Origin of the sequence: Pantoea dispersa (assembly GCF_035783935.1) — a bacterium.
In the GTDB taxonomy this organism is placed as follows: Bacteria; Pseudomonadota; Gammaproteobacteria; order Enterobacterales; family Enterobacteriaceae; genus Pantoea; species Pantoea dispersa_C.
On the sequence record NZ_JALKOV010000001.1, the window covers coordinates 313,930 to 327,067 of the forward strand.

At 56.5% G+C, this 13,138-nt stretch carries 9 protein-coding genes; 8 read left to right on the plus strand and 1 reads right to left on the minus strand.

What is annotated here, in order from left to right:
• Window positions 1-308: 308 nt before the first annotated feature.
• Window positions 309-2,072 (minus strand): 30S ribosomal protein S12 methylthiotransferase accessory factor YcaO, encoded by a 1,764-nt coding sequence (gene ycaO, locus MXF20_RS01540; protein WP_325967261.1) that lies wholly within the window; start codon window positions 2,070-2,072, stop codon window positions 309-311.
• Between the two features lie 311 nt (window positions 2,073-2,383).
• On the opposite strand from ycaO, the gene serC reads away from it, so the two are divergent.
• The 8 genes from serC to lpxK all read left to right on the plus strand — a co-directional run bounded on the left by serC (window position 2,384) and on the right by lpxK (window position 13,124).
• Window positions 2,384-3,469 (plus strand): 3-phosphoserine/phosphohydroxythreonine transaminase, encoded by a 1,086-nt coding sequence (gene serC / locus MXF20_RS01545; protein ID WP_021508348.1) that lies wholly within the window; start codon window positions 2,384-2,386, stop codon window positions 3,467-3,469.
• Between the two features lie 81 nt (window positions 3,470-3,550).
• On the plus strand, window positions 3,551-4,837 hold the full coding sequence (aroA, locus tag MXF20_RS01550; RefSeq protein WP_325967262.1) for a 3-phosphoshikimate 1-carboxyvinyltransferase: 1,287 nt from the start codon (window positions 3,551-3,553) through the stop codon (window positions 4,835-4,837).
• Window positions 4,838-5,035: 198 nt separating this feature from the next.
• Window positions 5,036-5,716: a (d)CMP kinase gene (gene cmk / locus MXF20_RS01555; protein ID WP_325967264.1), complete on the plus strand. Its 681-nt coding sequence runs from the start codon at window positions 5,036-5,038 to the stop codon at window positions 5,714-5,716.
• Between the two features lie 122 nt (window positions 5,717-5,838).
• Window positions 5,839-7,512, plus strand: a complete 1,674-nt coding sequence (gene rpsA / locus MXF20_RS01560) for a 30S ribosomal protein S1 (protein WP_325967928.1) — start codon at window positions 5,839-5,841, stop codon at window positions 7,510-7,512.
• An 86-nt stretch (window positions 7,513-7,598) separates the two neighbouring features.
• The gene (gene ihfB, locus MXF20_RS01565) at window positions 7,599-7,883 is read left to right on the plus strand and encodes an integration host factor subunit beta (protein WP_010618275.1); all 285 of its coding nucleotides are present in this window, start codon (window positions 7,599-7,601) and stop codon (window positions 7,881-7,883) included.
• Window positions 7,884-8,114: 231 nt separating this feature from the next.
• Window positions 8,115-10,343: a DNA internalization-related competence protein ComEC/Rec2 gene (locus tag MXF20_RS01570; protein ID WP_325967265.1), complete on the plus strand. Its 2,229-nt coding sequence runs from the start codon at window positions 8,115-8,117 to the stop codon at window positions 10,341-10,343.
• Between the two features lie 34 nt (window positions 10,344-10,377).
• A complete protein-coding gene (gene msbA, locus MXF20_RS01575) occupies window positions 10,378-12,126 on the plus strand; it encodes a lipid A ABC transporter ATP-binding protein/permease MsbA (protein WP_325967267.1) in 1,749 nt (582 codons plus the stop codon).
• A complete protein-coding gene (lpxK, locus tag MXF20_RS01580) occupies window positions 12,123-13,124 on the plus strand; it encodes a tetraacyldisaccharide 4'-kinase (RefSeq protein ID WP_325967268.1) in 1,002 nt (333 codons plus the stop codon). Before msbA ends, lpxK begins: the two co-directional genes overlap by 4 nt.
• Window positions 13,125-13,138: the final 14 nt, after the last annotated feature.

Below are 13,138 nucleotides of genomic sequence, written 5' to 3' on the forward strand. Positions count from 1 at the left end.
AGGAGTATAGGTCAGGAGTTGATATGGATCATATTTGCCGAAACGGCAGGGGTAAGCGAAGGCGCCAGAGGTGTGTAATTTGATTTAAATTATTGAAAATTATAAAATAAATAATTTTTAATTTATGCAAAATAAGTTGAATGACTCGCTGTTGGCACCTCGAATTTGTTAAATGCTGTTTATCAATGATACTGAATTGTTATTTATTATTTTCACGGGCGAGGACATTTCAGGGCATAAAAAAGGGCACTGCATATTGCCAGTGCCCTTCAGCATCGGACTAATTATCGGCTAATAAATTAGTCGTTTTATTTCGCAGACCAGTAGCGACGTTTAGCCGCCTGTAATTTCTCGTATGCGGCCAGCAGTGCCTGATGCGCCGGGAAAGCATTCAGATCGCGGTCAACCACCTGCAGACCATAGAACGGTGCCTCACCGCTGATGGCAGCAGAAGCGGCATCGACTGCGGCTTCACCATACATGCGGACAAAAGCACGATGATATTGCAGCGGGTCGCGCTCTTCTTCCATGGCCAGCAGCAGCAGAGTCTGCAGACAACGATAGTAGTTAGCCCGCTCAGCGCTGAAGATCGACTGGTTAAACTCCATGGTCCATTCGGTCCAGATCAGGGCCTGATCGAGATCGCCACCGGCCAGTGCCAGCATCGCTTTCAGCTCGCCAATACGCAGCGTGAACCAGCCGTTGTCTTTGCCGGATGCCAGTCCCAGCAGCTCACGCACGCGGGTGAAGTCATCATGGCCTTCTTCATCCAGCTGTTCGATCAGAGCCAGATACTCCTCAGGTTGCCACTGGGTTGCTGGCAGCGACAGCAGCGTTTCACGCAGTGACGCACCCATGTTGTTGTTGGCCAGCAGCAGATCTTCGGCAGGGTAAATATCAGACATACCCGGCACGATAATACGACAAGCGTAAACATCCAGATGCTCGTAGTCAGCGATATACACTTCTTTACCTTCCGCACGGAAGATTGCCATCAGCGTATCGAACTCTTCATGAGTGGTGCCGGCAAAGCTCCAGTCAACAAATGGATAGTCGGCATCGTCTTTAAACATATCCCACGAGATCAGGCCGCTGGAGTCAATGAAGTGGGTTTCCAGGTTAGCGTGCTCGGCGACCTCTTCATCATCAAAGGTTGGCGGAGTAAACACGTCGAGATCTTTCAGGCCGCGGCCCTGCAGCAGTTCGGTAACGGTACGCTCCAGCGCGACGCCGAAGTCCGGATGGGCACCGAAGGAGGCAAAGCAGGTGCCATTCGCCGGGTTAAACAGCACCACGCAGATCACCGGATACTTGCCGCCCAGCGAAGCGTCGTAGGAGAAAATCGGGAAACCTTCTGCTTCAAGACGTTCAATCGCCTCGACCACGCCAGGATAGCGCTGCATCACCGCCTGAGGAATTTCTGGCAGGCTGATGGATTCCGCAATGATGCGATTTTTGATATGGCGCTCAAACACTTCGGACAAGCCCTGTACGCGCGCTTCATTTGCAGTGTTGCCAGCGGACATGCCGTTAGACACATACAGGTTGCCGATGATGTTCATCGGGATATAAACGGTTTGCTGGTCGGACTGGCGGGTAAATGGCAGGCCGCAGATACCGCGAGCGGCATTACCGGATTGCAGATCTACCAGATCGGACGCGCTCAGGCTCTGTTCCGGATCGTAAAACTTACGCAGCCGCGCATCCAGAATGCCTGCCGGCAGGCTGTCATCGTCGGTCAGCGGGAACCATTTCTCGTCAGGGTAGTGCACGAACTCGCTGTTAGCGATGGTTTCGCCCAGCCAGAAATCAGCAAAGAAGTAGTTAGTTGAGAGGCGCTCAAAATACTCGCCCAGCGCGGAGGCCAGCGCCGCTTTTTTACTGGCGCCTTTGCCGTTAGTAAAGCAAAGCGGGCAGTCGCGGTCGCGAATGTGCACTGACCAGACGTGCGGCACCGGGTTCAGCCAGGAAGCTTCTTCAATATTGAAACCCAGATCCTGCAGTTTCTGCTGGAAGCGTGCGATGGAGTCTTCCAGTGCGGCGTCTTTACCTGGAATAAACGTTTGCGTCATGGTGGCGCTCTCTCAAGTCAGTGGTTGGGCGTAAAGCGCGCAATAATACGGGTTTTGCGCCTGCTTCGCTATTGCTGCGCCAAATTTCTCAACGCATTGTTACGGCTTTTTATCCCTCTGGCAGCTGTCTGATTTTACTTCGCCGGGCGACCTCACAAAATTCCGTGGCTTATTACATTTGTGACATAACCTGCGGTGGAGCGGGCTCTGGAAATGTGATCGCTGCCGGATAAATGATTGCAGCCATCCGGAGGCAATGATAAAACCGATGGGGTATTCATAACCGTTCGATATGACAATGGTGAGGGGAAATGGCGCAGGTTTATAATTTTAGCTCCGGACCGGCAATGCTACCGGTGGAAGTGCTTCGTCGTGCAGAACAAGAACTGACAAACTGGCATGGCTTAGGCACCTCGGTGATGGAAATCAGTCACCGCAGCAAAGAGTTTATTGAAGTCGCAGAAGCGGCGGAGCAGGATTTTCGCGATCTGCTGAAAATCCCGGCCAACTACAAAGTATTATTCTGCCACGGTGGCGCACGCGCGCAGTTCGCGGCAATCCCGGGCAATTTGCTGGGCGATGCCAGCCGTGCGGATTACATTGACGGCGGCTACTGGGCGCACAGTGCTATTAAGGAAGCAGAAAAATTCTGCTCACCGAACGCCATTGACATCAAAACCACCCGTGAGGGCAAGCGCGCGCTGTTACCGATGCGTGAATGGCAGCTCAGCGATGATGCCGCTTATGTGCATTTCTGCCCGAATGAAACCATCGACGGTATTGCCATCGATGAAGAGCCAGACTTCGGCGATAAAGTGGTGGTGGCCGATCTCTCTTCGACTATCCTGTCTCGTCCGCTCGACATCAGCCGCTACGGCGTGATTTATGCCGGCGCGCAGAAAAACATCGGTCCCGCTGGCCTGACGCTGGTGGTGGTGCGTGATGACCTGCTGGGCAAAGCGCAGCGCTGGGTGCCGTCCATTCTCGACTATAAAGTGCTGGCCGAAAACGATTCAATGTTTAACACGCCGCCGACGTTTGCCTGGTATCTCTCCGGCCTGGTGTTCAAATGGCTGAAAGAGAAGGGCGGTGTAGCGGAGATGGACAAGGTAAATCAGGCGAAAGCCGATCTGCTGTACGGCGTGATCGACAGCAGCAGCTTCTATCGTAACGACGTGGCCAGCGAGAACCGTTCCCGCATGAACGTGCCGTTCCAGCTGGCCGATGCCGCGCTGGATAAAGTATTCCTTGAGGAATCACTGAAGGCGGGCCTGCATGCACTGAAGGGGCACCGTGTGGTTGGCGGTATGCGCGCCTCGATTTACAATGCAATGCCGCTGGAAGGCGTGAAAGCGCTGACGGAATTTATGGTCGACTTCGAACGTCGCCACGGTTAATTTTTTACCTTCGTGCCAGCCCGGCTGGCCTCAGACCCTGTCACTGGACAGGGTCTCGTATTTCTGGAGATTTGGTTTCACATGCAGGACTCTCTGACTCTACAGCCGATTGCCCGCGTTGACGGCACGGTAAATTTACCGGGCTCGAAAAGCGTATCAAACCGCGCCCTGTTACTGGCTGCGCTGGCGAACGGCACCACGCGCCTGACTAACCTGCTCGACAGCGATGACGTTAAACACATGCTGAATGCGCTGCAGGCGCTGGGCGTCAGCTATACGCTGTCAGCCGATCGCACCGTGTGCGAAGTGGTGGGCAATGGCGGGCCGCTGCGCGCCAGTCAGCCACTGGAATTGTTCCTCGGCAATGCCGGAACGGCAATGCGTCCGCTGGCCGCCGCGCTGTGCCTCGGCGAGCAGTCGGTGGTACTGACCGGCGAGCCGCGCATGAAAGAGCGTCCTATCGGCCATCTGGTGGATGCGTTACGTCAGGGCGGCGCGCGCATTGATTATCTGGAACAAACCGATTATCCGCCGCTGCGTCTCAACGGCGGTTTTACCGGCGGTGAAGTCAGTGTCGATGGCAGCGTCTCCAGCCAGTTCCTGACTGCGCTGTTGATGACCGCGCCGCTGGCACAGAACGACACCACGATCACCATCAAAGGTGAGCTGGTTTCCAAACCTTACATTGATATCACCCTGCATCTGATGCGTTGCTTTGGCGTGGACGTCGACAATCAGCAGTACCAGCGTTTTGTGGTGAAAGGTCAGCAGCAGTATCAGTCACCGGGTGATTATCTGGTAGAAGGTGATGCGTCGTCAGCGTCCTACTTCCTTGCGGCTGCGGCAATTCGCGGCGGTACGGTGCGTGTCACCGGCATTGGCCGCAATAGCGTGCAGGGCGACATCCGTTTTGCCGACGTGCTGGAGAAAATGGGTGCGGTGATTGAGTGGGGCGACGATTATATTGCCTGCACGCGCGGTGCGCTGAACGCGATTGATATGGACATGAACCACATTCCGGATGCGGCGATGACGATCGCGACGACCGCGCTGTTCGCCGAAGGCACCACGCTGATGCGCAACATCTATAACTGGCGCGTGAAAGAAACCGATCGCCTGGCTGCCATGGCCACCGAACTGCGTAAAGTCGGTGCGGAAGTGGAAGAGGGACACGACTTTATTCGCGTCACACCGCCTGCGCAGTTACAGCATGCTGACATCGGCACTTATAACGATCACCGCATGGCGATGTGTTTCTCGCTGGTCGCGTTATCCGACACGCCGGTAACCATCCTCGATCCCGGCTGCACGGCGAAAACCTTCCCGGATTACTTCCAGCAGCTGGCAAAAATCAGTCACGCGTCATAATCCGCCCGCCCGGTGCCAGTGTGCCGGGCTTCTTAACTCTCTCCCGGCCTTACTGGTGGGAAATTGTTCTGAATCTGCCGAAATTTCTGGCGCTGTCTACGCTAAAGGGTAACCAAGCGGACGCGGGCAGCGTATAATGCCGCGCAATCCAGACAGCCAAGAAGGCTGATCATCAGCACGCAGCAACAGGAGAGAACAATGACGGCAATCGCCCCGGTAATTACCATTGATGGCCCAAGCGGCGCGGGTAAAGGGACTTTATGTAAAGCGATGGCGGAGTCGTTGCAGTGGCACCTGCTGGATTCGGGTGCTATTTACCGCGTACTGGCTCTGGCCGCGCTGCATCATCAGGTGGATATCGAGTCGGAAGAAGCGCTGGTGCCAATGGCGGCACACCTTGACGTACGCTTTCTGTCGGTAGACGGTGAAATGCAGGTGGTGCTGGAAGGTGAAGACGTCACCGGCGAAATCCGTACGCAGGAAGTGAGCAATACGGCGTCGCGCGTGGCGGCCTTCCCGCGCGTGCGTGAAGCCCTGCTGCGCCGGCAGCGCGCGTTCCGTGAAGAGCCGGGTTTAATCGCCGATGGACGTGACATGGGCACCGTGGTTTTTCCGGATGCACCGGTTAAAATTTTCCTCGATGCCAGCTCTGAAGAGCGTGCGCACCGCCGCATGCTACAGTTGCAGGAAAAGGGCTTTAATGTTAACTTTGATCGCCTTTTATCCGAGATAAAGGAACGCGACGACCGCGATCGTAACCGCGCCATCGCACCTTTAGTGCCAGCCGCTGATGCTCTGGTGCTGGATTCAACCAGCATGACCATTGAGCAAGTGATTGAAAAGGCACTCGATTATGCCCGCCAGAAGCTGGGCATTTAATCTTTTCGGCAACCGAATTGTAGTAACCCTGTGCCAGGGAAGCGGTGCAGGGCATGTGAAACAACCCCATCCGACAATGACGTCAGGTGGACGTTAAATTGAAGAATCCTAAGATTATCAATATGACTGAATCTTTTGCTCAACTCTTTGAAGAGTCCCTGAAAGAAATCGAAACCCGTCCGGGTTCCATCGTTCGTGGCGTTGTTGTTTCTATCGACAAAGACGTCGTGCTGGTTGATGCGGGTCTGAAATCTGAATCTGCTATCCCTGCAGAACAGTTCAAGAACGCAGCCGGCGAACTGGAAATCCAGGTGGGCGACGAAGTTGACGTTGCTCTGGATGCAGTAGAAGACGGCTTCGGTGAAACCCTGCTGTCCCGTGAGAAAGCTAAACGTCACGAAGCTTGGATCACGCTGGAAAAAGCTTACGAAGACGCTGAAACTGTTACCGGTGTTATCAACGGCAAAGTTAAAGGTGGCTTCACAGTTGAGCTGAACGGTATTCGTGCGTTCCTGCCAGGTTCACTGGTTGACGTTCGTCCGGTCCGCGACACGCTGCACCTGGAAGGCAAAGAGCTTGAATTCAAAGTAATCAAGCTTGATCAGAAGCGTAACAACGTTGTGGTTTCTCGCCGCGCGGTTATCGAATCTGAAAACAGCGCTGAGCGCGATCAGCTGCTGGAAAACCTGCAGGAAGGCATGGAAGTCAAAGGTATCGTTAAGAACCTCACTGACTACGGCGCATTCGTGGATCTGGGTGGCGTTGACGGCCTGCTGCACATCACCGACATGGCGTGGAAGCGCGTTAAGCATCCAAGCGAAATCGTCAACGTGGGCGACGAAATCACTGTTAAAGTGCTGAAGTTCGACCGCGAGCGTACTCGCGTATCTCTGGGCCTGAAACAGCTGGGCGAAGATCCATGGGTGGCTATCGCTAAGCGTTATCCGGAAGGTACCAAACTGACCGGTCGCGTGACCAACCTGACCGACTACGGCTGCTTCGTTGAAATCGAAGAAGGCGTTGAAGGCCTGGTACACGTGTCTGAAATGGACTGGACCAACAAAAACATCCACCCATCTAAAGTTGTCAACGTAGGTGATGTGGTTGAAGTTATGGTTCTGGACATCGACGAAGAACGTCGTCGTATCTCCCTGGGTCTGAAGCAGTGCAAATCTAACCCATGGCAGCAGTTCGCAGAGACCCACAACAAAGGCGATCGCGTTGAAGGTAAAATCAAGTCAATCACTGACTTCGGTATCTTCATCGGCCTGGACGGTGGCATTGACGGTCTGGTTCACCTGTCTGACATCTCCTGGAACGCGACTGGCGAAGAAGCCGTTCGTGAGTACAAGAAAGGCGACGAAATCGCTGCCGTTGTACTGCAGGTTGACGCAGAGCGTGAGCGTATTTCTCTGGGCGTGAAGCAGCTGGCTGAAGATCCATTCAACAACTACATCACCCTGAACAAGAAAGGCGCAATCGTGACGGGTAAAGTCACTGCAGTTGACGCTAAAGGTGCTACAGTAGAATTAGCTGACGGCGTAGAAGGTTACCTGCGCGCTTCTGAAGCTTCTCTGGACCGCATCGAAGACGCAACTCAGGTTCTGAGCGTAGGCGACGACGTTGAAGCGAAATTCACCGGCGTTGACCGTAAGAACCGCGTTGTGAGCCTGTCTGTTCGTGCTAAAGACCAGGCTGACGAGAAAGAAGCTATCAACACTGTTAACACCAAACAGGAAGATGGCAACTTCTCTAACGCAATGGCTGAAGCGTTCAAAGCGGCTAAAGGCGAGTAATCGACCCGAAGCACCGGACGGTGAAAATCGTCCGGTTTCGGTAAAAGCTGTCATACCTTTCCATACAGGGATTAACCGGAGGTTACATGACCAAGTCAGAACTGATTGAAAGACTTGCTGGCCAGCATACTCATATCCCGGCGAAAGTCGTTGAGGATGCGGTCAAAGAGATGCTCGAGCACATGGCCACTACGCTGGCCCAGGGCGAGCGCATTGAAATCCGGGGATTCGGCAGCTTTTCTTTGCACTACCGCGCACCGCGCACTGGTCGTAACCCGAAAACGGGTGACAAAGTGGAACTGGAAGGTAAATACGTTCCCCACTTCAAGCCGGGCAAAGAATTGCGTGACCGTGCAAATATCTACGGCTAAGCCGTTACCGAACGATAAAAACGACACCTGCGGGTGTCGTTTTTTTTGTCTCGCGTTCAGGTTTGCGATCCTGCTTCCATCGTGCTGTTCGTCTCCTGCAAACACCATAAGTTCCGCGTAATCCCGCTCTGAAATCGACATTTAGCCGCATGCTTTTACCTCTGCCAGCGCGCACAATCCGCGGCAGTGACAGAAGAGGGCGTGCGCGTGACAATAATAGTGGTAGCCAGAATGATGCTCGTCGCGGCGCTGCCGCTGGGCTTGCTGCCGCAGATTCCCGCTTACAGTCTCATTGTGCTTTTGCTGGCTGGCGCACTGTTACTGGCGCATACGCCAGTGAGGATCTTACGCTACTGCGGATTGGGCTTACTGCTGGTCAGCTGGGCACTGATGGAAGCGCGTCAGACGGTTGATAACCTGGAGCAGCTGACCGTGGCGCCAGTTGCGGCAACGGTAGGTATTACTGCGGTGATGCCGGCGAAGAAACAGCTTACGGTGCGAATTATCCGGGTTGGTGAGCGCTATGTCTTTCCACCGCTGTTGGTTACGCTCCGCAATGTCACTGATGATATCACCTGGTGTGCGGGACAGCGCTGGCACATGCAGTTGCGGCTACGCGCAGTGCATGCCCGCCTCAACGAGGGCGGGTTTGACCTGCAGCGTTTTGCCATTGCCAGCCATACAGCATTACAGGGGCGAATTGTCAGTCAGCAGGCGGATTCCCTGCACTGCAGCTGGCGGACGCGTTTTATCGGCCACCATCTGCCGCTGTTCAGCGATTTAACGCAGCCAGCGATTGTGCAGGCGCTGGCGTTTGGCCTGCGTGAGGCAATGACGCCAGCACAACGATCGCTGCTGCGCGACACCGGCACCGCGCACCTGATGGCGATCTCCGGCATGCACATCGCGCTGGCGGCCAGCGTGGGCTGGCTGCTGGCGCGCGGCATCCAGTTGATATTACCTGCCAGCCGGATAGGCTATGTAATGCCGCTGCTGGTCAGCTGGTTAACGGCCGCAGCCTATTGCTGGATCTCCGGCAGCCACCCGCCGGCACAGCGCGCAATGCTGGCGCTGACGCTGTGGCTGGCGACGCGCCTGGCAGGCTGGCAGCTGAGCAACTGGCAGATCTGGACGCTCTGCGTGGGCAGTCTGTTATGGATTGATCCGCTGACGGTGCTGTCTGAAAGCTTCTGGCTGTCGGCGCTGGCGGTGGCGATGCTGATGTTGTGGTTTCAATGGTTTCCACTGCCGCTGCGTTTGCGCCAGCCACGGCGCTGGCTGGTGCTACGACTGCTTCATCTGCAGCTAGGCATGATGATTCTGATGGCGCCGCTCCAGATCTTCCTGTTCCACGGACTCAGCCTGAGCGCGTTGCTGGCTAATCTGCTGGCGGTACCGGTGGTCTCGCTGATTAGCGTGCCGCTGATTCTCCTGGCGATGCTGCTGCCGCTGCCTGCAATCGCTGCGCCGCTGTGGCAACTGGCCGACTGGTCGGTCAACCTGGTGATGCAGGGGCTGGCGTGGCTACCGGCCGGCTGGTGGCACTGGAGCGATACGCTGCCGGCGGTGCTGCTGATGTGGGCCGGGCTAGCGCTGTGGCGCAGTGGTCTGCTCGCCAGCACGCTTCTGCCGTGTTGCGCGCTGCTGCTTTCACTGTGGTTCTGGCGCAGCAATAGCGCGCAGGATGACTGGCAGATTGACATGATTGATGTCGGACACGGTCTGGCGGTGGCGATCAGTCAGGGAAATGAGGTGATGCTGTATGACAGCGGACCCGGCTGGGCAGAGGATAATGCGGGAGCGCGTGTGCTGTTACCCTGGCTGCAGTACAAAGGTCGTCACCTGCAGGGCGTGATCCTGAGTCACAGGCATCTCGATCACCGCGGCGGGTTAGCCGCGCTGCAGCAGGCGCAGCCTGACCTGACGGTACGCAGCGCGCTCGACGAGCCCGGACACCTGCCGTGCTATCGCGGTCAACAGTTGCAGTGGGGTCGGTTGCAGTTTCGCGTGCTGTGGCCGCCGCGCGGACAGACCGCAGGGCAGAATAATGACTCCTGCGTGGTGCGCGTGGATGATGGTCAGTTCAGCCTGTTACTGACCGGGGATATTGAGCTGGAAGCTGAACGCAGGCTGGTCGCACTGGAAAAACACGGCTTACAATCTACGTTTATCCAGGTGCCCCATCATGGCAGCCGCAGTTCTTCGGGCCCTTTACTGTTACGGAGCGTTGCCGGGCAGGCGGCGCTGGCTTCGCTGGCGCGTTATAACGCCTGGCGGATGCCGGCGCTCGCCGTGGTCCAGCGTTACCGTGAGCGGGGCTATCGCTGGTACGACACCGCGCAATCGGGCCAGATCCATATCGGCATACGGCGGGGTCGCTGGCAGATTAAGGGGTTAAGAGAGCAAATAATGCCCCGCTGGTATCATCAGTGGTTTGGCGTCAAACGCGATTCCAGGTAGAATGAGCGGCTATTTCAAACAGCGTGAATAAATAATGCATCAAGACAAAGACCTCTCAACGTGGCAGACATTTCGCCGACTCTGGCCGATGATTGCACCGCACAAGGCTGGCCTGATTGTGTCCGCCGTGGCGCTGATACTCAATGCGGCAGGCGACACATTAATGCTCTCCCTGTTGAAACCTTTACTGGATGATGGTTTCGGCAAAGCCGACAAATCCGTTCTGCTGTGGATGCCGCTGGCGGTCATCGGCCTGATGCTGATCCGCGGCGTAACCAGTTATATCTCCAGTTACTGCATCTCATGGGTCTCCGGCAATGTGGTAATGAACATGCGCCGTCGCCTGTTCGGCCACATGATGGGCATGCCGGTTGCATTCTTCGATCAGCAGTCAACCGGTACCCTGCTGTCGCGTATTACTTACGATTCGGAGCAGGTCGCTTCATCCTCATCCAGCGCGCTGGTGACGGTGGTACGCGAAGGCGCGTCGATCATCGGCCTGTTCATCATGATGTTTTACTACAGCTGGCAGCTGTCGCTGATTTTGATTCTGCTGGCGCCGCTGGTCTCCTTTGCCATTCGCACCGTATCCAAGCGTTTCCGCAGCATCAGTAAAAATATGCAGAACACCATGGGGCAGGTAACCACCAGTGCTGAGCAGATGCTGAAAGGGCATAAAGAAGTGCTGATCTTTGGTGGACAGGAAGTGGAAGCCGAGCGTTTCTCGCAGGTGAGCAACAAAATGCGCCAGCAGGGCATGAAACTGGTTTCGGCCTCTTCGATTTCCGATCCGGTGATTCAGCTGATCGCGTCGCTGGCGCTGGCTTTTGTGCTGTATGCCGCCAGCTTCCCGAGCGTGATGGATACCCTGACTGCCGGTACCATCACAGTGGTGTTTTCATCGATGATCGCCCTGATGCGACCGCTGAAATCGCTGACCAACGTCAACGCCCAGTTCCAGCGCGGTATGGCGGCGTGTCAGACGCTGTTTACTATCCTGGATAGCGAGCAGGAGATCGACAACGGCAAGCGCGAAATCGCCCGCGCGATAGGGGATGTTGAATTCCGCAACGTGACCTTCACCTATCCAGGCCGCGATATTCCGGCGCTGCGCGATATCAATCTCACGCTGCCCGCAGGCAAAACCGTGGCGCTGGTGGGCCGTTCCGGCTCGGGCAAATCCACCATGGCCAGCCTGCTGACGCGTTTTTACGATATCAACGAGGGCGAGATTCTGCTGGATGGCCACGACCTGCGGGAATATACCCTGCGCTCGCTGCGTAATCAGGTCGCACTGGTCTCACAGAATGTCCATCTGTTCAACGACACCATCGCCAATAACATCGCTTATGCGCGCAACGGTGAATACACCCGCGAGCAAATCGAGCAGGCGGCGACCATGGCGCACGCCATGGACTTCATCAACAAGATGGATAACGGTCTCGACACGGTTATTGGTGAAAACGGCGTGCTGTTGTCGGGCGGCCAGCGTCAGCGTATCGCGATTGCCCGTGCGCTGCTGCGTGACTGCCCGATTTTGATTCTGGACGAAGCCACTTCAGCGCTGGATACCGAATCCGAACGCGCCATTCAGTCGGCGCTGGACGAGCTGCAAAAGAACCGTACATCGCTGGTGATCGCGCACCGCCTCTCTACCATTGAAAAGGCCGACGAAATTGTGGTGGTCGAGGATGGGCGTATCGTGGAACGCGGTACCCACAATGTGCTGCTGGCGCAGAAAGGCGCTTATGCGCAACTGCACAAACTGCAGTTCGGTCAATGATTGAACGTATCTGGAGCGGACGCTCGCCGCTGTGGCTGCTGCTGTGGCCGCTAAGCCTGCTGTACGGCGCTATCACCTGGCTGATTCGCCTGAGCTATCAGCGCGGCTGGCGTACCCGCTGGCGCGCGCCCTGCCCGGTGATTGTCGTCGGTAACCTCACCGCGGGCGGCAACGGTAAAACACCGCTGGTGATTTGGCTGGTGCAGATGCTGCAACAGCAGGGGCTGCGCGTGGGGGTGGTGTCGCGCGGTTACGGTGGTAAAGCAGAACACTATCCGCTGCTGGTTAGTGAGAATACGTCGACGGCACAGGCCGGTGATGAACCGGTGCTGATCGCCCAGCGCACCCAGGTACCGGTCGCCGTGGCGCCAAAACGCCGGCATGCAATTGAAGCGCTGCTGGCGGCACATCCGCTGGATGTGATTGTGACGGATGATGGCCTGCAGCACTATGCGCTGCAGCGCGATCGCGAAATCGTGGTCGTGGATGGCGTGCGCCGCTTTGGCAACGGCTGGTGGTTGCCGGCCGGGCCGATGCGTGAACGCGCATCGCGGCTGCAGCAGGTTGATGCCGTGGTGGTCAACGGCGGCAGTGCGCAGGCGGGCGAAATCGCCATGACGCTACAGCCGGGTCTGGCGATCAACCTGCTGACCGGTGAACAGGCTGCGCTGACGCAGTTGCCGCCAATTGTCGCGATGGCCGGCATCGGTCACCCGCCGCGTTTCTTCACTACGCTGCAGCAGCACGGAGTGCAGCCGGTGGCGGAAATCGCCTTTGCCGATCACCATGCCTACAGCGAAGACGAGTTACGCCGTTTGACGCAGGGCGCACAGTGCCTGCTGATGACGGAAAAAGACGCGGTCAAATGTCGCCAGTTTGCCCGCGCTAACTGGTGGTATCTGCCGGTAGATGCGCAGCTGGCGGGCGCGCCGCTGGCCGCACTACTCGCCGACCTGACCCAACTCTGCATGTCTGCGCGCGACGCCCGGTCGCGTTAAATACCTGAAGGGAC